The sequence below is a fragment of the Xanthomonas cucurbitae genome, assembly GCF_002939885.1.
Classification (GTDB): domain Bacteria; phylum Pseudomonadota; class Gammaproteobacteria; order Xanthomonadales; family Xanthomonadaceae; genus Xanthomonas; species Xanthomonas cucurbitae.
This window is the reverse complement of the sequence record NZ_MDED01000004.1, coordinates 173022-192208: the sequence shown is the minus strand read 5'-3', so window position 1 is coordinate 192208 and position 19187 is coordinate 173022. Positions and strand designations below refer to the sequence as shown.

Annotated in this window: 16 protein-coding genes, 1 pseudogene and 1 riboswitch; of the genes and pseudogenes, 7 read left to right on the top strand and 10 right to left on the bottom strand. The window is 66.1% G+C overall.

What is annotated here, in order from left to right; all coding sequences use genetic code 11:
- Positions 1 to 50: 50 nt before the first annotated feature.
- A complete protein-coding gene (locus XcuCFBP2542_RS04235; protein WP_104602365.1) occupies positions 51 to 2573 on the bottom strand; it encodes a prolyl oligopeptidase family serine peptidase in 2523 nt (840 codons plus the stop codon).
- A gap of 124 nt (positions 2574 to 2697) precedes the next feature.
- Positions 2698 to 2811: riboswitch (S-adenosyl-L-homocysteine riboswitch) on the top strand.
- A gap of 31 nt (positions 2812 to 2842) precedes the next feature.
- Here XcuCFBP2542_RS04235 and ahcY point away from each other — a divergent pair.
- From ahcY to XcuCFBP2542_RS04220, 3 genes are all read left to right on the top strand, one after another.
- Positions 2843 to 4285: an adenosylhomocysteinase gene (gene ahcY, locus XcuCFBP2542_RS04230; protein ID WP_104602364.1), complete on the top strand. Its 1443-nt coding sequence runs from the start codon at positions 2843 to 2845 to the stop codon at positions 4283 to 4285.
- A 387-nt stretch (positions 4286 to 4672) separates the two neighbouring features.
- Positions 4673 to 4957: a CopG family ribbon-helix-helix protein gene (locus tag XcuCFBP2542_RS04225; protein ID WP_104602363.1), complete on the top strand. Its 285-nt coding sequence runs from the start codon at positions 4673 to 4675 to the stop codon at positions 4955 to 4957.
- A gap of 1 nt (position 4958) precedes the next feature.
- Complete coding sequence (locus XcuCFBP2542_RS04220) at positions 4959 to 5258, top strand: type II toxin-antitoxin system RelE/ParE family toxin (protein ID WP_104602362.1); 300 nt, start codon at positions 4959 to 4961, stop codon at positions 5256 to 5258.
- A gap of 121 nt (positions 5259 to 5379) precedes the next feature.
- Here XcuCFBP2542_RS04220 and XcuCFBP2542_RS04215 read toward each other — a convergent pair whose 3' ends face one another.
- Both XcuCFBP2542_RS04215 and XcuCFBP2542_RS04210 read right to left on the bottom strand, forming a co-directional pair.
- Entirely contained in the window at positions 5380 to 5937 is a 558-nt protein-coding gene (locus XcuCFBP2542_RS04215; protein WP_104602361.1) for a DUF3228 family protein, read from the bottom strand.
- Between the two features lie 165 nt (positions 5938 to 6102).
- A complete protein-coding gene (locus XcuCFBP2542_RS04210) occupies positions 6103 to 6648 on the bottom strand; it encodes a DUF2058 domain-containing protein (protein WP_104602360.1) in 546 nt (181 codons plus the stop codon).
- A gap of 599 nt (positions 6649 to 7247) precedes the next feature.
- Between XcuCFBP2542_RS04210 and XcuCFBP2542_RS04205 the strand changes: the two genes are divergently transcribed.
- Positions 7248 to 8618, top strand: a complete 1371-nt coding sequence (locus XcuCFBP2542_RS04205; protein ID WP_211292976.1) for an alpha-amylase family protein — start codon at positions 7248 to 7250, stop codon at positions 8616 to 8618.
- Between the two features lie 87 nt (positions 8619 to 8705).
- On the opposite strand, the gene XcuCFBP2542_RS04200 is transcribed toward XcuCFBP2542_RS04205, so the two are convergent.
- The 3 genes from XcuCFBP2542_RS04200 to XcuCFBP2542_RS04190 all read right to left on the bottom strand — a co-directional run bounded on the left by XcuCFBP2542_RS04200 (position 8706) and on the right by XcuCFBP2542_RS04190 (position 11410).
- Positions 8706 to 9641 carry a Gfo/Idh/MocA family protein gene (locus tag XcuCFBP2542_RS04200; RefSeq protein WP_104602358.1) on the bottom strand — a complete coding sequence of 312 codons (936 nt, stop codon included), beginning with the start codon at positions 9639 to 9641 and terminating at the stop codon, positions 8706 to 8708.
- A gap of 433 nt (positions 9642 to 10074) precedes the next feature.
- On the bottom strand, positions 10075 to 11052 hold the full coding sequence (locus XcuCFBP2542_RS04195; RefSeq protein ID WP_104602357.1) for an NAD(P)H-quinone oxidoreductase: 978 nt from the start codon (positions 11050 to 11052) through the stop codon (positions 10075 to 10077).
- A gap of 121 nt (positions 11053 to 11173) precedes the next feature.
- Positions 11174 to 11410, bottom strand: coding sequence for a hypothetical protein (locus XcuCFBP2542_RS04190; RefSeq protein ID WP_104602356.1), 237 nt, complete (start codon positions 11408 to 11410; stop codon positions 11174 to 11176).
- 193 nt (positions 11411 to 11603) lie between these two features.
- Here XcuCFBP2542_RS04190 and metF point away from each other — a divergent pair, with 193 nt between their 5' ends.
- Entirely contained in the window at positions 11604 to 12431 is an 828-nt protein-coding gene (gene metF, locus XcuCFBP2542_RS04185) for a methylenetetrahydrofolate reductase [NAD(P)H] (protein WP_104602355.1), read from the top strand.
- Positions 12432 to 12476: 45 nt separating this feature from the next.
- A complete protein-coding gene (locus XcuCFBP2542_RS04180) occupies positions 12477 to 13136 on the top strand; it encodes a hypothetical protein (protein ID WP_104602354.1) in 660 nt (219 codons plus the stop codon).
- A 112-nt stretch (positions 13137 to 13248) separates the two neighbouring features.
- Here the strand turns inward: XcuCFBP2542_RS04180 and XcuCFBP2542_RS04175 are convergent, their stop codons facing one another.
- The 4 genes and pseudogenes from XcuCFBP2542_RS04175 to XcuCFBP2542_RS04165 form a co-directional block, all read right to left on the bottom strand.
- On the bottom strand, positions 13249 to 14196 hold the full coding sequence (locus XcuCFBP2542_RS04175; RefSeq protein WP_104602353.1) for a Nudix family hydrolase: 948 nt from the start codon (positions 14194 to 14196) through the stop codon (positions 13249 to 13251).
- Positions 14197 to 14354: 158 nt separating this feature from the next.
- Positions 14355 to 14462, bottom strand: a pseudogene (locus XcuCFBP2542_RS19945) (VOC family protein); the annotation flags it as partial.
- A gap of 172 nt (positions 14463 to 14634) precedes the next feature.
- Positions 14635 to 17373: a preprotein translocase subunit SecA gene (gene secA / locus XcuCFBP2542_RS04170; RefSeq protein WP_104602352.1), complete on the bottom strand. Its 2739-nt coding sequence runs from the start codon at positions 17371 to 17373 to the stop codon at positions 14635 to 14637.
- 156 nt (positions 17374 to 17529) lie between these two features.
- Positions 17530 to 18477: a M23 family metallopeptidase gene (locus XcuCFBP2542_RS04165; protein WP_104602351.1), complete on the bottom strand. Its 948-nt coding sequence runs from the start codon at positions 18475 to 18477 to the stop codon at positions 17530 to 17532.
- Between XcuCFBP2542_RS04165 and XcuCFBP2542_RS04160 the strand changes: the two genes are divergently transcribed.
- Positions 18478 to 18924 carry a DciA family protein gene (locus XcuCFBP2542_RS04160; RefSeq protein ID WP_104602350.1) on the top strand — a complete coding sequence of 149 codons (447 nt, stop codon included), beginning with the start codon at positions 18478 to 18480 and terminating at the stop codon, positions 18922 to 18924.
- Positions 18925 to 19187: the final 263 nt, after the last annotated feature.

The window sequence follows — 19187 nt, the reverse complement described above, 5'->3', positions numbered from 1 at the left end:
CGCTCCTACGTACGATGCGTTGATCCGACGTGCTGTCGCACGCCCTTCGATCATCGCCTGGATGGCGCTGCAGCCTGTGCAGAAGGATCGCCAACATGGCTCTTCAACCACTGTTCGCTTTCGGCCAGCATCTGCAGGATCGATTGCCGGGCGCGGTAGGCATGCGCTTCATTGGGCAGCAGTACCAAGCGCGCGGTGCCGCCCAGGCCCTTGATCGCGGCGAACAGGCGTTCGCTCTGGATCGGGAAGGTGCCCGTGTTGTTGTCGTCCTGGCCGTGGATCAGTAGCAGCGGGTCCTTGATCTTGTCGGCGTAATTGAACGGCGACATGGCCTGGTACACCGGTTGCGCCTGCCAGTAGTTGCGCTCTTCGGCCTGGAAACCGAACGGCGTGAGCGTGCGGTTGTAGGCGCCGCTGCGCGCGATACCGGCCTTGAACAGCCGCGTGTGCGCCAGCAGGTTGGCGGTCATGAACGCGCCATAGGAATGGCCGCCGATGGCAATGTGCTGCCGGTCGGTGACACCGCGCCGCACCACCTCATCCACCGCCGCCTGCGCGTCGGCAACCAGCTGCGGCACGTAGGTGTCGTTGGGCTCGGCATCGCCTTCGCCGACGATCGGCATGGTCGGGTTATTGAGCACCACATAGCCGATCGCCAGGAAGGCCTGCGGACCCCAGTAGCTGATGGCATTGAAGCGATACGGCGAGTCGGTGACCTGGCTGGCGGTGTCGGCACTTTTGAATTCACCCGGGTAGGCCCACATCAGCAACGGCCGCGGGCCGTCGCGCTTGGGGTCGTAGCCGGGCGGCAGCAACAGCGTGGCGGTGAGATCCACGCCGTCGGCACGCTTGTAACGGATCTGTTCCTTCTGCACTCCACGCAGCTGCGGCAGCGGGTGCGCGAAGTGGGTCAACGCACGCGCGGCGGTGGCGCCATCCCCCAGTGACTGCACGAAATAATTGGCCGGTTCTTCCGGCGATTCGCGGCTGAGCAGCAGCTGCGTGCCTTGCGCATCCAGCAGGGCAATGGGTGCGGCGTAGGTGGGCGCTTGCGAATGGAATAACCGCGTGGCTTGCTTGCTGCGCAGATCGAAACGGTCCACGAACGGTCGGTCGCCTTCTGGCGAGGCGCCCTTGCCCAGCAAGAACAGACTGTTGCCATCGGCACCCGTCTGCAACACCGACTGCCCCCGTGCGTCGATGATGGCCGCCGGCGTACCGGGATCGTTGTAGCGGTCCTGCGAAGAGCGGTCCCAGAGCAGCTCGGGCGCGCGCTGCGGCTGATCGGGAGCGATGCGCCACTGCTTGGTGCGGCGCGTCTTCCACCAGCTCTCGCTCACCACGGCCAGGTCGCCGCGGCCCCACTGGATACCGTCGAAGCGACTGTCCAGCTGCGCCAGCGTCACCGGTGCGCGCGTGAACGGCGCGGCCTGCATGCGCACCGTGTCGCGGATCTTGCTCACGCGCGCCGGGTCGCCGCCATCCTGCGCTTCGGCCCACACCAGCGTGTCCGGCGCATCGTGCCGCCAGCCGATGTCGCGCACGCCGGTGGGCACCGCATCGTTGCCGGTGGGCAGGCCTTCCACCAGCGGCAGCTGCGCGATCTGGCGCACCCGCTTGCCCTGCAGGTCGAGCACCTCGATGCGGCGCGGGAAGTGGTCCACCGGCACCAGATACGAGAACGGCCGCTCGCTGCGTTCGCTCAGGATGTAGCGGCCATCCGGCGACACCGACAGATCGAGATAGATGCCGGGCGCAGCGATCGGGCGCACCTGCCCGTTCACGCCCACGATGATCGGTTGGCCGGTGGCGTAGTACTCGAACACGCGCGCATCGGCTTCGTTGCGCAGCAGGTCCTGATAGGTCGGCAGCGAACGCACACCCGCCGCAGCAGTGGCCTGCTGGATCGCCGGGCCCTGCGGAATGGCATCACGCGGCGGCGGCGCCCCCTGCCCGGGTACCTGCTGCTGCAACAACAGGCCGCTACTGTCGGGCAACCAGCGCAGCGCGTCGTTGACGCTGGTGTTCAGGCCAGCCACCAGCCGCCGCGCCTGCGCGGTGGTCACGTCCACCAGCCATAGCTCGTTGGCGCCGCTGCTCGCGTCCTCGCGGCGGAACGCGAGATAGCGCTGATCCGGTGACCAGCTCAGATCGGCCAGCGACAGCGGCGACGGCAGTCCGGCGATCTGCCGCTCGCTCCCGTCACCGATTGATTGCAGCCACAGCTTGCTGGCGAAAGAGAAACGGCTGCTGGCGAAGGTCTTGGGATGGATACGCACGCCGGCCAGCTTGAGTTCGGGCTGGGCCACCTCCGCGATGTCCGGCAGCGCCGGCAACTGCAGCATGGCCGCCAGGTCGCGCTGCGGCGACAGCTGCAGCAACGGGGCGCGTGGTGCATCCACCACCGCCTGCAGCGCCGCGGACGGCAGCCGGTAACCGCTGTCTGCCGCCGTGGACGCCGACCCTACCGGCGCGTCTGCCGCCCGGCCCAACACCGGCACGCTCAACGCCAGTAGCGTTGCTGCCATCCACGTGTGCTGCCGCCAGCCGTGCGCCTGCCGTTTCGCCCGCATTGTCCGTTCCCGTTGGTCATCGACTGCCAACCATAGCAGCCACCCGCTGCCGGTTCCCCCTGCCGTTGGTGGGGGTCGGGACCAATTCATGCCGGACTGGGGTGCTGCCGATATAATCGACGCTGTTGTCGAGGGGCGCTGCGACCGGTAGGGCGGACTGATCCGCCAGCCGCACCACAGGTGCGGACGCTACGGCCAGGCTCGACCAGCATTCACCGTTCAACGGCGCCCGGAACTGCAGACATTCGCCTGCCTACCGGAGCCATTGCATGAACGCTGTCGCAAAAACCGCTGCAAACGACGACTACAAGATCGCCGATATCTCCCTGGCCGATTGGGGCCGCAAGGAGCTGGACATCGCCGAGCACGAGATGCCGGGCCTGATGTCGATCCGCCGCAAGCATGCGCAGGCCAAGCCGCTGAAGGACGTGCGTATCACCGGCTCGCTGCACATGACCATCCAGACCGCCGTGCTGATCGAAACGCTCAAGGACATTGGCGCCAACGTGCGCTGGGCCTCGTGCAACATCTTCTCCACCCAGGACCACGCGGCCGCGGCGATCGCCGCCACCGGCACCCCCGTGTTCGCCTGGAAGGGCGAGACGCTGGAAGAGTACTGGGACTGCACCCTGGACGCGCTGACCTTCACCCTGCCCGACGGCACCCTCACCGGCCCGGAGCTGGTGGTGGACGACGGCGGCGACGTCACCCTGCTCATCCACAAGGGCTATGAGCTGGAGAACGGCAGCACCTGGGTCGACGAGCCGGCGTCCTCGCACGAAGAAGGCGTCATCAAGGCGCTGCTCAAGCGCGTGGCGGTCGAGCGCCCGGGTTACTGGGCGCGCGTGGTCAAGGACTGGAAGGGCGTCTCCGAAGAGACCACCACCGGCGTGCACCGCCTGTACCAGATCGCCGACGCCGGCAAGCTGCTGATCCCGGCCATCAACGTCAACGACTCGGTCACCAAGAGCAAGTTCGACAACCTCTACGGCTGCCGCGAATCACTGGCCGATGGCCTCAAGCGCGCGATGGACGTGATGCTGGCCGGCAAGGTGGCCGTGGTCTGCGGCTACGGTGACGTGGGCAAGGGCAGCGCCGCCTCGCTGCGTGCCTATGGCGCCCGCGTTGTGGTCACCGAGATCGACCCGATCTGCGCCCTGCAGGCCTCGATGGAAGGCTTCGAGGTCAACACCATCGAATCCACCCTGGGCCGTGGCGACATCTATGTCACCACCACCGGCAACAAGGACATCATCACCGCCGAGCACCTGCAGGCGATGAAGGACCAGGCCATCGTCTGCAACATCGGCCACTTCGACAACGAGATCCAGGTCGATGCGCTCAATGCGCTCAAGGGTGTGCAGAAGATCAACATCAAGCCGCAGGTGGACAAGTACGTGTTCCCGAACGGCAACGCGATCTTCCTGCTGGCCGACGGCCGCCTGGTCAACCTGGGCTGCGCCACCGGCCACCCGAGCTTCGTGATGTCCAACTCGTTCGCCAACCAGACCCTGGCGCAGATTGACCTGTGGGAAAAGCGCGACAGCTACGAGAAGAAGGTCTACATCCTGCCCAAGCACCTGGATGAAGAAGTGGCCCGCCTGCACCTGGAAAAGATCGGCGTCAAGCTGACCACCCTCACCAAGGACCAGGCCGACTACCTCGGCGTGCCGGTGGACGGCCCGTTCAAGCCGGATCACTACCGCTACTGATCCATCGGCAATCCATCGCCATGCAGACAGGAACGGGCGCCGCGAGGCGCCCGTTTTTTTCGTGCGATCAGTGGCGGACAACCGGTGTATTGGAGACCGAAGCCTGTTTTCCGGACCACATGACCAGCAAGAACCGATTCCGCTGCGGCCATGCGGGCGCCCAGCGTTGGAAAGACTGGTGGCTCTCACGGGCAACAGGCAATAAGACCCCCCGCGTAGATTTCCGAGGGAACCAAGAGGCGGGGGTCGTGTTGCGGCGAGGCTAACCGAGCGGGCGTTGAATCGCCAAGATGCATCATCAAAACTGCGATGCGCACATGGTTCGAGACGCTGGCGCCCCTGTGACACTGCTGTGCTACATTCGGGTATCCTGATCGGGAGCCCCACATGAGCACCACCACCATCCGCCTGCCGGACGCGCTCAAGGCCCGCATCGCCAAGGCGGCGGAAGCGGCCGGCACCACCTCACACAACTTCATCCTGGAAGCCATTGCGGAGAAGGCCGAATTGGCCGAACGGCGCGCCGACTTCCATGCAGAGGCCGAACGCCGTTGGGCCGAATTCCTCGAGACCGGCGAGAGCATTCCCTGGGACGAGATGCGTCGCTATCTGATGGGACGCATTCAGGGCAAGGACACTCCACTTCCCGTCCCCCGCAAGTTCGCGAAATAGCATGGCGCGCGTCGAGTTCCTACCCTCTGTCAACGAGGACCTGCGGCGCATCATCGGCCACCTGGAACAGCACGAGGCGGCGCACATCCAAGAGCGTCTTGGCGAGATCGTCAGCGCATCCGATGTGCTCACGAACAATCCGCTGATCGGGCGCCTGACGCACAACGATTTGCGTGAACTGGTCATTGGCCAAGGCGCTCGCGGATACATCGCCCTCTACCAGTATGTAACGGCGCTGGACACCGTATTTGTCTTGGCACTCCGCGCACAGCGCGAGACAGGCTATGCACGCGATGCATAAAACCGAGGCCGACACCCGCGCCAGCCGCATCGACCCGGTGCGATGCAATACATACCCGGGGATCCAGGCGCACTGGTTTCGCTGACCCGCGAACGCATGCAACGCAGCGGCGCGATCAGGCTCACGGCCGCCAGTTCGCGTTGCCCTCCCAGAACGCCACGCTGCGCCGGTAGGCCTCGCGGTCCAGCGGCACGCCGGAGCCGCCCTCTTCCACGCCCAGCGCATTGCGCAACATCGTGATCGGCGCCATCGGGATGTCCTCGGGCTCGGCGGTGTACAGGCAACCCACCACGCCCCAGTCTGCATCGATCGGCGCGCCTTCCTTGGCCAGCTGATCGCGGCTGTACAGGATCGGCACCATGTACTGCGCAACCGGCGGCTCGACGCCTTCGAACCAGCGCACCAGGACGGCAAGCTCCTGGGTGTTGCGCGCCTCATAGCCCGAGCGCAGCAGATGCCGGTTGTCGGCAGTGATCGGTACCGTCAGGCAGCGCGTGCTGGTCCAGTTGCGGTGCACATGCAGCTGGCAGAACGGGGCGTAGCCTTCGATCACGCGCAACGGTGGGGTGTCGTTGAGATGCTGGATGAACTGCTCGGGGGTGCAGTCCTGGATGGCATTGCGCCGGCCACCGCGCGGGAAAAGACGGGGGCGGGCAAACGCAGTAAGCACGATGGACATGGCAGTGCGGGCAGCGGCTGGGTCGTCAAGGGTAACCGCTGCATGTGGCTCTTACCCGCAGGCCTGCGCTGGCGAACGAACGGCGATGCAAGGCATGCCACGCTGCCATCGACGTATCGCTGCATGCATCGAGCGCTACGCCGCGTCAGCGCTCGCCGCGCAGCCTCACCAGATCAGATCGTCCGGCACCTTGAACTGGCTGTAATAGTCGTCGTCGCCATCGCTGGCGGCCGGTGCCGTGCCGCGGCCATGATCGAGCACCACGGTCGCTGCGTCGCGGCTATACACCTTCTCGGCCGCGGCGCGCGGAATCAGCTCGAAGCCTTCGCCATGCCGCACGATCACCAACGCACCGCTGGCCAGCTGGCTACGCAAGGTGGCATTGACCAATACGCTGCGAATGACGCTGCCATCGTTGAAACGGTAGTCGATCTCGCCTTCGCGCTTGACCTTGCTGGTCTCCACGATCTGCCGCACCTGGGCCAGCACTTCCTGCTTGCGCAACTGCGCATTGCGCTCTTCGGCCAGCGCCCGATCACGCTCGGCACGCTCGGCCTGCAAGCGCGCCGCATCCACCTTGTCGGTATCGGCCGGCACGGCCGCCCCGCCCTTCGCATGGCGCTGCTTGACCTGCTCACGCGCCACCTTGTCCACCTGGGCCTTCTTGACCAGCCCGGCCTTGAGCAGTTGTTCTTGCAATGGATTACGCATGGGAAGCATCGGCAATGAACTGGTCGCCAGTTTAGCGCGCCAGGCGGCAGCGCCTATCGCCGCGCAAGCGGACCGATGCAAGCCCGTCGCACACGGCACCAGCCGGATGGCCTATCCGCGCCTGCACTGCAAACGCCGGCACGCATGCAGGAACGCGCCATGACGATGCGGGGATCAAGTCGCGCCCAGTGCCTGCGACGCCCATGACAGGGTGTGGGTGGCAGTATCGGACGGCCACGCGCAGCTGGCTGCGCGATGCGCCAGACGCTGAAGCACGCCAGCCCGCACCCCGCGTTGGCGAGCGGCATCGGCCTGAACACATCTGCGACCGATCACCCCGTTGCATCCGAACAGCGCACGCAATTCGGTGCAGTACCGCAGTGAATACGTATGCACAACACCGATGCTGCGCCGCGATGGGCGCTTAGCATCACCGCGCGCTGCACGCCGTGCGCGCGCTTTCCGGAACAGGGGCCGGAGGCCTTGCTGCGGGCAGCGTGATGCACACGTCAGCCTGACGCCTACCACTGGAGAACCACCCGATGCGCACCACACTTGCACACACTCCCCCCTCGGCCCTGCAGCGCGGCGCCCGTGCCTTGCTCACGGCGCTGGCATTGCTGCTGATGACGGCCAACGTGCAGGCCGATGTCATCCTGCACGCGTTCAACTGGCCGTATGCCACTGTAGAAGCACGCGCCAAGCAGATCGCCGATGCCGGGTATCGCAAGGTGCTGGTTGCGCCGGCGTACCGTTCCGAAGGCAGTGCCTGGTGGGCGCGCTACCAGCCGCAGGACATCCGCCTGATCGACAATCCGCTCGGCGACACCATTGCATTCAAGCGCATGGTGCAGGCACTGGCCAACAACGGCGTGGAAACCTACGCCGACATCGTGTTCAACCACATGGCCAACGAAGCGGCCATGCGCTCGGACCTCAACTATCCCGGCAGCGCCGTGCTGGCACAGTACGCCGCCAACCCGGGCAGGTACGACTCGCTGCGCCTGTTCGGCACCTTGCAATCCAACGTCCTCGGCGCCAGCGATTTCGGCCCGGGCCAGTGCATCACCAACTACAACGACGCCTTCCAGGTGCGCAATTACCGCATCTGTGGCGGTGGCAGCGACCCGGGCCTGCCCGATCTGGTCGGCAACGATTGGGTGGTGCAACAACAGCGCGCGTACCTGCAGGCGCTCAAGGGCCTGGGCGTGACCGGCTTCCGCGTGGACGCGGCCAAGCACATGAGCTTCGACCACCTCAACCGCGTGTTCGATGCCAGCATCCGCTCCGGCGTGTACGTGTTTGGCGAAGTCATCACCGGCGGCGGTACCGGCAATGGCGATTACGACCAGTTCCTGGCGCCATACCTGCAATCCACCCCGCATGCGGCCTACGACTTTCCGCTGTTCAACGCCGTGCGCAATGCATTCGCCATCGGTGCCAGCCTGCAGCAGCTGGTGGACCCGGCCGCTTCCGGGCAGGCATTGCCGGGTAACCGCGCGGTGACCTTCGCCGTCACCCACGACATTCCCAACAACGCCGGCTTCCGCTACGCCATTCTCGACCCGGTCGATGAAACGCTGGCCTATGCGTATTTGATCGGACGCAACGGCGGCATGCCGATGATCTACACCGACAACAACGAAAGCGGCGACAACCGCTGGGTCAATGCCTACCAACGCGACGATCTGCGTCGCATGATCGGCTTCCACAACGGCGTGCAGGGCACCGACATGCAGGTGCTCTCGTCCAGTTCCTGCCACATCCTGTTCCGCCGCGGCAGCCTGGGCATCGTCGGCATCAACAAGTGCGGCAACCCGGTCACCACCACGGTGGGCATGAACAATAGCGTGTTGTACTGGAATGCCGATTACACCGATGCACTGGGCTCCGGGAATGTCGTGCGTATCTCCAGCAGCTCCTACACCTTCACCCTGCCGGCGCGTGGCGCACGCATGTGGCGTCGCTGAAGGCACGCCACGGCAGGTGAACAGCCGGTGCGGCGCAGGCGCAGGCGCCGCCCCCGGTCAGGTCGAGCGCCGGCACACACACGGCGCTTACCAGACAAACGGCGCGCTGGTCTTGCGTGCGCCCAGCAGGAACGCGTCGGCGACATGCACGAACGGCGCGATCTCCACTTCTGACTCGCCGGCCCGCACCAGCTCCACGAACCGCCGATACAGGCCGTCGTATTCGCTGGACGCAGGCAGACGCTGCGCCTGGCCGTCGATGTGCAAGGTTGCGCCACCCTCGCCGAGCAGCAACTGGCCCTGGGTGGTGTCCACCTCGATATCCCAGCGCTGGTGGCCGGTCTGCAGGAAGTCGAATTCAGCCGTCACCGGCACGCCGGCGGTATCGACGAAGGCCAGCCGGGCATACAGCGGCGCCTGGCGGTTCTCGGGCGTGTGCAGCTCGGCCTCGCGCAGAGCGAAGGCGCGCGGCAACACATGGGTGGCGATGGACAGCGCGTTGATGCCGGGATCGAACACCCCCATGCCGCCCGGTTGCAGAATCCAGTCCTGCCCTGGATGCCAATGGCGGATGTCTTCCTTCCAGGTAATGTGCGCGCGCAGGATCTGCTTGTCGGCCAACCACGCACGCGCAGGTGCCACACCGGCCGCGCAGCGCGAATGCCAGCTGGTGAACAGGCTGCGTTGCGCCCGTTGCGCCACGTTGCGCAGGTCCTCGATCTCGGCAAGCGTGGCGGCCGGGGGCTTTTCCAGGAACACATGGCGGCCGGCAGCCAATGCGGTGGCCGCCAGCGCATGCCGCCCCACCGGCGGCGTGCACAAGGCCACTGCCTCGATCTCAGGTTGCGCGGCGAAGGCCTCTTGCAGGGTGTGATACGCCGGCACGCCCTCCAGCGTGCCGTGCCGGCTCACCGTGGCGACCAAGTCCACGTCCGGACGTGCAGCGATGGTCGGCACATGTTGGTCGCGGGCGATCTTGCCGATACCGACAAGGGCAATGCGCAATGCGTCTGGATGCTTCATCGAAACCTTCGTGCTGATAAGGAGGGGGTCGCACGAATGCCGGCACCGCCCGCTGCAATGCACGGCATCAGCACAGCGCCGGCATCGCCAGCGCGCTGCATGCGAAGGCGCAGTGTACGGTCGCACCCCGGCCGCTGCGAGATATCGCTCCCGCTTGTTTTGCTATAGCTGCACACAGCCGGATCGCACGCCACACGCCGCGCCGCTGCGATGGTGACCACGGCACAGCGGCCATCGCAACGGCGCGCCGGGCCTGCGCCCCGACGACGGCGATGATGACGACGCCACGTTTGTCATCGACCCGGAGGGGCATCCCATCGAAGCGGTGGTGCAGGCCACCGCGTAGGCATCTGCCGGCGGCAAGCGGCAGGCGCAGCCCGCTGCAAAACGGCGTGCCGCGACGCAACGCTCTGCATACCGGCAGCGGCAGCACTCACATCTCCAGCACCACCTTACCCAGGTGACTGCCCTGCTCCAGATACCGATGCGCGGCGGCGGCGTCGGCCAGCGCGAAGCGCTTGTCCAGCAGCACGCGGAGCTTGCCCTGCGCGATCCAGGGCCACACCACCCGTTCCACCTCTGCGGCCAGCCGCGCCTTCTCGTCGGCATTGCGCGGACGCAGGGTGGAGCCGGTGAGCACGACCTGCTTGCGCATCAGCTGCGGGATCGGCACCTGGATATTCGCGCCGGCCTGCGAGGCGATGTATACGATACGCCCGCCCGGGTTGAGCGCGTCCAGGGTGTCGGCGAAGACCGCCGCGCCCACCATGTCCAGCGCCACGTCCACGCCGCCATGTGCCCTGGCCACGTCCACGAACGAGGCGGCGGTGGAATCGATCGCCACGTCGGCACCCAGCTCACGCGCCTGCGCGGCCTTGCCGGCCGAGCGGGCGGTGGCCAGCACATGTGCACCCGCCGCCTTGGCCATCTGGATCGCCGTCACCCCGATGCCGGACGTGGCGCCATGCAGCAACAGCCACTGCCCTGCCGCCAGCCGGCCGTGTTCGAACAGGTTGGCGTAGGCGGTAAAGACGGTTTCCGGCAAGCCGGCAGCGTGGACCAGGTCCATGCCCGGCGGAATCGGCAGCACATGTCGCGCGTCGGCTGCCACGTACTGCGCGTAGCCACCGCCGCCGAGCAGCGCGCAGACGCGGTCGCCCACCTTCCAGCGGCCGGCCGGCTCCACGATCTCGCCAGCTACTTCCAGGCCCAGCGTCTGCGGCGCGCCCGGCGGCGGCGGGTAGTGGCCAGCGCGTTGCAGCAGATCCGGGCGATTGACACCGGCAGCATGCACGCGGATCAGCACCTGCCCCGCCTCGGGACGCGGCAGCGGTTGCTCGGTCGGATACAACGCCTCGGCGTCGCCCTTGCCGTCGCGGATGGCGATGGCGGTCATGGTGGTGTGGCGCATGCGCACATTCCGTGAGAAAGCGCCCAGTGTAGGCAGGCGGACGTGATGCCAGGCGCAGGCCTGTGCAAGGCAACGCCTGCACCACGCGCGCCGGCCTGGGGCGGACGCGCGTGGCAGGCGCTTACTCCTCGCTGGGGGCGGTGTCCCGATCGATGTACTGGCGAATCGCTTCGAACACCTTGGAGGTGCCATCGTCCTGACCAGACGGCAGCCGCGCGGCGAAGTCGCTCAACAACTTGTCGCCGTCCACGCCGGGCTGCTCGGCCAGTGCAAGCGCCAGGTCGCCGACGCTACGCGCCAGCGCGACCCAGATGCGGCCCAACGATTCGGCGATTACGTCCATTTCCTCTTCTTGCATGTCGCGCTCCGATCAAGTGGCGTGGGGTCCTTAGAGCTTACCGCGTGCGCCGGGCATCGGGGCAAGCGCTCCCAGCAGGCCGGACTGCGATCCGTGCACACGGGCACTGCGGCAATCCGGACATGCGCACTCAAATATGCATTCATCGCGATGAAGCGATATTATGCCCCTACGCCCCGCCGGATCCGCCGCGATGACGCACCTGAGTTTCGAGTTCTACCCGCCCAAGACCGACGAGCAGCGCGCGCAGCTGGACCGCACGGCCGCCAAATTGAAGGGCTATGCGCCGGAATACGTGTCGTGCACCTTCGGCGCCGGCGGTTCCACGCTCAGCTACACCTCCGAAACCGTGCGCCACCTCAAGCAGAAGCATGGATTCGAAGCGGCACCGCATCTGTCCTGCGTCGGCGGCAGCCGCCAGGAGATCGGCGAGCTGCTCAAACTGTACCGCGCCATTGGCTGTACCCGCATCGTCGCGTTGCGCGGCGACCTGCCCTCGGGCATGGGCCACCCCGGCGACCTGCGTTATGCCTCGGAGTTGATCGCCTTCATTCGCGCCGAGCACGGCGATGCCTTCCGCATCGAGGTTGGCGCCTATCCCGAGACCCACCCGCAGGCGATCGATGCGCTCAGTGACCTGCGCTACTTCAAGGCCAAGGTCGATGCTGGCGCGGATGCGGCGATCACCCAGTATTTCTTCAATGCCGATGCGTACTTTCATTTCCGCGATGCGGTGCAGCGGTTGGGCGTGGACATCCCGATCATCCCCGGCATCATGCCGATCTCCAACTTCTCGCAGCTGCGCCGCTTTTCCGAACAGTGCGGCGCGGAGATTCCACGCTGGATCGGCAAGAAGATGCAGGCCTACGGCGACGACGCCGATGCCGTGCGCGCCTTTGGCGCGGACGTGGTGGCCTCCCTGTGCGAGCGCCTGATTGCCGGCGGCGTGCCGGCGCTGCATTTCTACACGCTCAACCTGGCCAAGCCGACCACCCAGGTATTGCAACTGCTCGGGCGCTGAACGTTGCTGCGCCTGCCGACGCTAGGCAGACGCAGCAGCAAAGTGATGCCCGGCGCAGCGCCTGCGTCCGGCGTCTTCCTCGCCTGCTCACGCGCGTACGGCTACGCTGCGCCGATGCCTCGCCCCCTGTTGCCCTTGCTAGCGCTGCTGCTGTGCCTGTCCCCCACCGTGCGCGTGCAGGCGCAGGAAATCCGCCGCTGCGTCACGCCGGACGGGCAGACCCTGTTCACCGACCGTCGCTGCGAGGACGTCGGCGCCGCCACGCGCGCGCCGCCGGCGCTCCCCCGCCAAGGCAACACCGCCCCGTATCGCGACGGCTGTCCACGTCGGCTGAGCGAGCTGGTGTCGCTGCTGCAAGCAGCAGTGGACAGCCGCGACGTCAATCGCCTGTCCAGCCTGTATCTGTGGAGCGACCAATCCGATGCCGCCGCCAACCAGGTACTGCGCCGGCTGGAGGCCATCGTGCAACGCCCGCTGCTGGACATCGTGCCGATGTATCCGCAAACCGATGCGCCCACCGGGGATGCCGGCGGCGCGGCGGCAACGCCCTCGCTGGATGGCAGCACGATCGACGCACCGCGACCGGCTCCCACGCGCCCGCGCCCCTGGGGCCTGCGCCTGGAACAGAACCTGGCCAGCGGCACACCGGCACGCAGCGTGTTGCGGCTGCGCCGTCAGTACAACTGTTTCTGGGTGACGTTCTAGCGGCAGCGGGCCGCGTGCGACGCACGCCTGCCGACCGCGTTGGCCTGGCTCTGTACTGGCTGCATTACGGCACCGGATGAGACCGGCCACGCGACAGCGTCGAACGCCGCCGTCAGTCCGGCCACAGGCCCCGAATCGCCGCGATGCCCTGCGCCCCGTGCGAACGCGCCGTGCGTAGATCGTCGATGCCCATGCCGCCGAGCGCGTAGATCGGCAGCGAGACCTGCTCGCGCAAGCGCTCGAAGCCCTCCCACCCCAGCGGCGTGGCACCCGGATGCGAAGCGGTGGCCTGCACCGGTCCCAGCACGGCGAAATCGCAGCCCAGCCGCTGGGCGTGGCGCAGGTCTTCCACCCCATGACAGGACGCGGCCACCCATTGCCCGGCCGGCAGCGGGCGCTCCTGCAGGCCGGCCAGTTGCTCGGCGCCCAGGTGCACACCGATGCCCAGCTCGGTGGCCAGCGCGATATCGCGATTGAGCAGCAACTGCGCACGGTGGCGGCCACGCAGGCGCATCACCTTGTGCAGCAACGCCTGCCAACGCGCTGGCGCGCAGTGCCGCGCACGCAACTGCAGACGCGCCACGCCCGCCTGCAATGCCCGCTCCAGGCCGTCCAGCCAGTGCGCATCGTCGTCCGGCTCGGGCGTAATCAGATAGCGATCGGGCTGGCGCAGCGCGCCCACCACCGGCACATCGGCCGGCGGCATCGAATAACGGACCAGTTTGTCGGCCGTCACCCAGGTCATCGCCTGGCCCTCGCGGCCGCGCGGGCTGCCCTTCCAGGCGACGACATGGCGCACTTCCAGGCGCAGGCGCTTGTCCGGATACAGCTGCGGAACATCCATGATCCACTCGCCCACCTGGGCCTCGATGCCCAGTTCTTCGTTGAGCTCGCGCACCAGCGCCTGTTCGGAGGTTTCGCCGGCCTCGCGCTTGCCACCCGGGAATTCCCAGAGGCCAGGCATGTCGCGGGTTTCGGTACGGCGGGTCAGCAGGATGCGGCCGCGGGGGTCGGTCATCACGCCGGCAACGACGTGAATGGATCTAAGGGAGTCGGGCATGCAATAAGAGTGCCGCGAGTGAGCGGTCCAGCGCAATCGCTGGGGAATGGGGAATGGGGAATCGGAACTTCAGGAGCACGCACCAATGCCGCGCCGTTGCAATTCCCTATTCCCTATTCCCTATTCCCCATTAAAGCGGATGCCCGATGCTCCACAGAAGGCCGGTCTTCCGGCGCACTGAAGCTCACGCCGAACTGCTCGTCCAGCCCCATGTCGTGGATGTGCTGCCACCACGCATCGGCATCATGCACCCACAGATGCAGCACCCGAACAGCCCAGCTGGGGGTCCACGGATACTTTCTGAAACAACAGCCCCCTTGGTAAGGGGGGCGCGCCGAAGGCGCGGGGATCGGGGGCAAGAACCGTGCACCCGCTATCCGCACAGCGGATAGCGGGTAGACAGCCCGCTTCGCGGGCTGCCCCACGGTCAGCTCAGCATCAGCTGAGCTGACCGTGGCAGTGCTTGTACTTCTTGCCGCTGCCGCACGGGCACGGATCGTTACGGCCCACCTTGGGCTCGTCGCGGGTGACCTGCGAGACCGGCACCGGGGCGTTGCGGCCCTGCATCTGCGCCACTTCCTCGTCGGTGCCGTAGCCGCCGGCATCCTGGTGCTGGAATTGCGAGGCCATCAGGCGTGCTTCGGCCTGACGACGTTCCTGCTCTTCCAGTTCGGCCACTTCTTCCTCGCTGCGGATACGCACACGCGCCAGCAGGTTGATGACCTCGCGCTTGACGTTCTCCAGCATCTCGGAGAACAGCTCGAAGGCTTCCTTCTTGTATTCCTGCTTGGGCTGCTTCTGCGCGTAGCCGCGCAGATAAATGCCCTGGCGCAGGTAATCCATCTTGGCCAGATGTTCTTTCCAGCCCTGGTCCAGCACGGTCAGCATCACGTGCTTTTCCAGCGCGCGCATGGTGTCGTTGCCCACCGCCGCTTCCTTTTCGGCAAAGTGCGCATCCACTGCGGCCTGCACCTTGGCAGCAATCTGTTCGGCGTCCAGCTCTTCCTGCGTGCGTGCCATCTCGCGCAGCGCCAGTAGCATGCCCAGCTCCGACTCCAGCGTGGCCTCCAGGCCCTGCAGGTCCCACTGCTCGTCCACCGAATTGGGCGGCACGAAGCGCGCGACCAGGTCGTAGATCACGTCGCCGCGGATGCCATCCACGTTGTCCCTGACCGATTCGGCATCCAGCAATTCGTCGCGCTGGGCGTAGATCACCTTGCGCTGGTCGTTGTTGACGTCGTCGAAGTCCAGCAGGTTCTTGCGGATGTCGAAGTTGTGCGCTTCCACCTTGCGCTGCGCCTTCTCGATCTGCCGGCTGACCAGGCGATCTTCGATGACGTCGTCCTCCTTCATGCCCATCATGCGCATCGCCTTCTGGACCCAGTCCGAGGCGAAGATGCGCATCAGGTTGTCTTCCAGCGACAGATAGAAGCGCGAGGAACCCGGATCGCCCTGGCGACCGGCACGGCCGCGCAACTGGTTGTCGATACGCCGCGATTCGTGCCGCTCGGTACCGATGATGTGCAGGCCGCCAGCGGCCTTGACCGCGTCATGGCGACGCTGCCACTCGGTCTTGATCCGCAAGCGTGCCTCTTCGTTGGCGTCCTCGCCAAGGGCGTGGTATTCCGACTCCAGCGAACCGCCCAGCACGATGTCGGTGCCGCGACCGGCCATGTTGGTGGCGATGGTCACCGCACCCGGCTGGCCGGCGTTGGCCACGATGATGGCTTCGCGCTCGTGCTGCTTGGCGTTGAGCACTTCATGCTTGACCCCGGCCTTACGCAGATGTTCGGACAACATCTCCGAGGTTTCGATCGAGGTGGTTCCCACCAGCACCGGCTGGCCGCGCTTGGCGCAGTCTTCGATGTCGGCCAGTACCGCATTGAACTTGCCCTTGCGGTTGAGGAACACCTGGTCCGGGTGGTCCTTGCGCACGGTCGGGCGGTTGGTCGGGATCACCACCACTTCCAGGCCGTAGATGCTCTGGAATTCGTAGGCTTCGGTATCGGCCGTACCGGTCATGCCGGACAGCTTCTTGTACATGCGGAACAGGTTCTGGAAGGTGATGCTGGCCAGCGTCTGGTTCTCGCGCTGCACCGGCACGCCTTCCTTCGCCTCGACGGCCTGGTGCAGGCCGTCGGACCAGCGGCGCCCGGCCAGGGTGCGGCCGGTGAATTCGTCCACGATCACCACTTCGCCATCGCGCACGATGTAGTCCACGTCGCGCTGGTAGATCGCGTGCGCCCGCAGCGCGGCGTTGAGGTGATGCACCACGCTCAGGTTCTGCGCGGCGTACAGGCCGTCGTCGGCGTTTTCCAGGATGCCGGCCTGCATCAGCAGCTCTTCGGCGTGGCCCATGCCCGCCTCGGACAGATGCACCTGCTTGCCCTTCTCGTCGACCCAGAAATCGCCGTCACCTTCTTCGCTGTCCTGCTTGGTCAGCTGCGGCACGATGCGGTTGACGCGGATGTACAGCTCCGGCGATTCGTCGGCCGGGCCGGAGATGATGAGCGGCGTACGCGCTTCGTCGATCAGGATCGAGTCCACTTCGTCGACGATGGCGTAATGCAGCTCGCGCTGATAGCGGTCTGCACGCGACAGCGCCATGTTGTCGCGCAGATAGTCGAAGCCGAACTCGTTGTTGGTGCCGTAGGTGATGTCGGCGGCATAGGCGGCGTGCTTGTCGCTATGCGGCATGCCCGGATACACCACGCCCACGCTCAGGCCCAGCCAGTTGTACAACTTGCCCATCTGCGCCGAGTCGCGGCGCGCCAGGTAGTCGTTGACGGTGACCACATGCACGCCCTGGCCTTGGAGTGCGTTGAGGTACACCGGCAACGTCGCCACCAGGGTCTTGCCTTCACCGGTGCGCATTTCGGCGATCTTGCCCAGGTGCAGCACCATGCCGCCGATCAGCTGCACGTCGTAGTGACGCATGCCCAGCACGCGGCGACTGGCCTCGCGGCACACGGCGAAGGCTTCGGGCAGAACCTTGTCCAGTGACTCGCCAGCGGCAAGCCGCTGCTTGAACTCCGGGGTCTTGGCTTGCAGCTCGGCGTCGGAGAGCTTCTCGATCGTCGGCTCCAGCGCATTGATCTGGGTGACGAGGCGGTTGAGCTGGCGCAGCTGGCGTTCGTTACGACTGCCAAAGACACGGGTAAGCAGACTGTTGATCATTGAAGAAACCGGTTGAAAAGGAACGGTTTGACCGACGCCGGTCCCCTGGAGCCGACCGCCGTAAACGAAACAGGGCGCACTGCGCCCTGTCGATGGCAACACCCCATTGTAGCTTGGGGCGGGGCTTCACGAATCAAGCACCGCCCCCCCGCACCGTCAACCGCGCCCGCGACGGCCCACCGGGGTTGCGGCGGTATCGCCCAGGAACTTGCGTGGATTGACCACACGCCCGTTGGCCCACACCTCGAAGTGCACATGCGCGCCGGTGGAGCGGCCACTGGAGCCGGCCTTGGCCACCTGCTGCCCGGCACGCACCAGATCGCCCACCTTCACCACCAGCCGCGAATTGTGCGCGTAGCGGGTGACATAGCCGTTGCCGTGATCCACGTCGACCACGTTGCCGTAGCCGCCACGCACGCCGGCGTAGCTGACCACGCCATCGGCCACCGACAGTACCGGGTCGCCCACGTTGGCATGGAAGTCCACGCCCTTGTGGAAGGCCGAGCCGCCATCGAACGGGTCAGCACGACCACCGAAGCCGGAGGTGATGTAGGTGTTGCGGATCGGCATCCGCGACGGCACCGCATTCTGCTCGAGCTGATGATCGAACAGCAGCGAGGCCAGCACGTTCAGCTGCTGGCCGGAGGTGGAGAACTGCTGCTCCACCTCCCCCAGACTCTGCTTGAGCGACTCGACCGGCATGTCGCTGACCGGCTCGTCGCCGCCACCGACGCCGACAGGGGCGTCGAAGTCGAACTCGCCGTCCTTCAACTTGCCCATGTCGGTCAACCGCTCGCCCAGCGCATTGAGTCGGGTGGCCTGCGCCTGCAGCTCGCCCAGGCGTGCGGCCAGCGCATTGACCTGCGTCTGCGAGGCGCGTTGTGCCTGTGCCAGCTCGGCCTGCTGCCGGGCCACCTTGGCCTGCAGCGCGGAATTGGTCACCATGCCGGTGGCGGTGCTGGCACCGACGCCCATCAACATGCCAAGGCCAAGAACCGCACCCAGGACCAGCATCGGCCGATCCGCAGCAAAACCCTGAATCTGTTGGGCCAATCGTTCTGCCCGTGTCTGACGGGATTTGATTACAACTTTCTTCAACGCCATATGAGTGTCATGTCCAAGCCCAAGTCCAACGCACGCAACCCGTCCGCTCCGCAGCCGGCCATCGAGGCCGCGCTGGGCGAAAAGGCTGGCGACCCCTTGCGTCGCGCCTTGTGGCTCGATGCGCTGGACCGGCAGTTGCGCCCCCTGTTACCACCTCATCTGGCCACCCGTTGCCGGTTGGCCAATGTCCGAGGCGAACAGCTCGTTTTTCTGGTTGATTCACCGATCTGGCATGCCAAGGTGCGGCTTGCCGAGACCAACATCCTCGATGCCGCCCGATCCATCGGGCTGAAGGCCACCGCAGTGACCGTCAAGACGGCAAGCATCTCGCCGCATTCCCCAACGCAGCAAAGCCGCGACCGTCCACGGCCGGTATCCGAAGCCACACACAAGGGCCTGCGTGAGGCGCTTGCCTCCCTGCAGGATGTCCTGCCGACCAAGCGGTAGGTCACTTACCGTGTGACGTGACGGCGGTCACCACGTGAAAAGCGTGCGAAGACCGCTCACGACCCGAGGCATCCTAGCGGGCATACGCCGTGCAGGAGTTAGGGAAGCCTTAAATAAAAGTTAATAACGGGCCAAGAATCTGACAGAATTCACACTTTGACCGCCAGTTGCGGCATTCCCTGACAGCGAACAGCCGCCGAGCGAACCTAACGACGCCGCTGCAACACACAGGGCGGACTGGAGACNCCCCCCCGCACATTGGA

What these genes read in the sequence shown, in the direction of transcription:
- XcuCFBP2542_RS04235 (WP_104602365.1), bottom strand. Translation starts at nt 2,573, where the DNA reads ATGCGGGCGAAACGGCAGGCGCACGGCTGGCGGCAGCACACGTGGATG.
- ahcY (WP_104602364.1), top strand. Translation starts at nt 2,843, where the DNA reads ATGAACGCTGTCGCAAAAACCGCTGCAAACGACGACTACAAGATCGCC.
- XcuCFBP2542_RS04225 (WP_104602363.1), top strand. Translation starts at nt 4,673, where the DNA reads ATGAGCACCACCACCATCCGCCTGCCGGACGCGCTCAAGGCCCGCATC.
- XcuCFBP2542_RS04220 (WP_104602362.1), top strand. Translation starts at nt 4,959, where the DNA reads ATGGCGCGCGTCGAGTTCCTACCCTCTGTCAACGAGGACCTGCGGCGC.
- XcuCFBP2542_RS04215 (WP_104602361.1), bottom strand. Translation starts at nt 5,937, where the DNA reads ATGTCCATCGTGCTTACTGCGTTTGCCCGCCCCCGTCTTTTCCCGCGC.
- XcuCFBP2542_RS04210 (WP_104602360.1), bottom strand. Translation starts at nt 6,648, where the DNA reads ATGCGTAATCCATTGCAAGAACAACTGCTCAAGGCCGGGCTGGTCAAG.
- XcuCFBP2542_RS04200 (WP_104602358.1), bottom strand. Translation starts at nt 9,641, where the DNA reads ATGAAGCATCCAGACGCATTGCGCATTGCCCTTGTCGGTATCGGCAAG.
- XcuCFBP2542_RS04195 (WP_104602357.1), bottom strand. Translation starts at nt 11,052, where the DNA reads ATGCGCCACACCACCATGACCGCCATCGCCATCCGCGACGGCAAGGGC.
- XcuCFBP2542_RS04190 (WP_104602356.1), bottom strand. Translation starts at nt 11,410, where the DNA reads ATGCAAGAAGAGGAAATGGACGTAATCGCCGAATCGTTGGGCCGCATC.
- metF (WP_104602355.1), top strand. Translation starts at nt 11,604, where the DNA reads ATGACGCACCTGAGTTTCGAGTTCTACCCGCCCAAGACCGACGAGCAG.
- XcuCFBP2542_RS04180 (WP_104602354.1), top strand. Translation starts at nt 12,477, where the DNA reads ATGCCCGGCGCAGCGCCTGCGTCCGGCGTCTTCCTCGCCTGCTCACGC.
- XcuCFBP2542_RS04175 (WP_104602353.1), bottom strand. Translation starts at nt 14,196, where the DNA reads ATGCCCGACTCCCTTAGATCCATTCACGTCGTTGCCGGCGTGATGACC.
- secA (WP_104602352.1), bottom strand. Translation starts at nt 17,373, where the DNA reads ATGATCAACAGTCTGCTTACCCGTGTCTTTGGCAGTCGTAACGAACGC.
- XcuCFBP2542_RS04165 (WP_104602351.1), bottom strand. Translation starts at nt 18,477, where the DNA reads ATGGCGTTGAAGAAAGTTGTAATCAAATCCCGTCAGACACGGGCAGAA.
- XcuCFBP2542_RS04160 (WP_104602350.1), top strand. Translation starts at nt 18,478, where the DNA reads ATGAGTGTCATGTCCAAGCCCAAGTCCAACGCACGCAACCCGTCCGCT.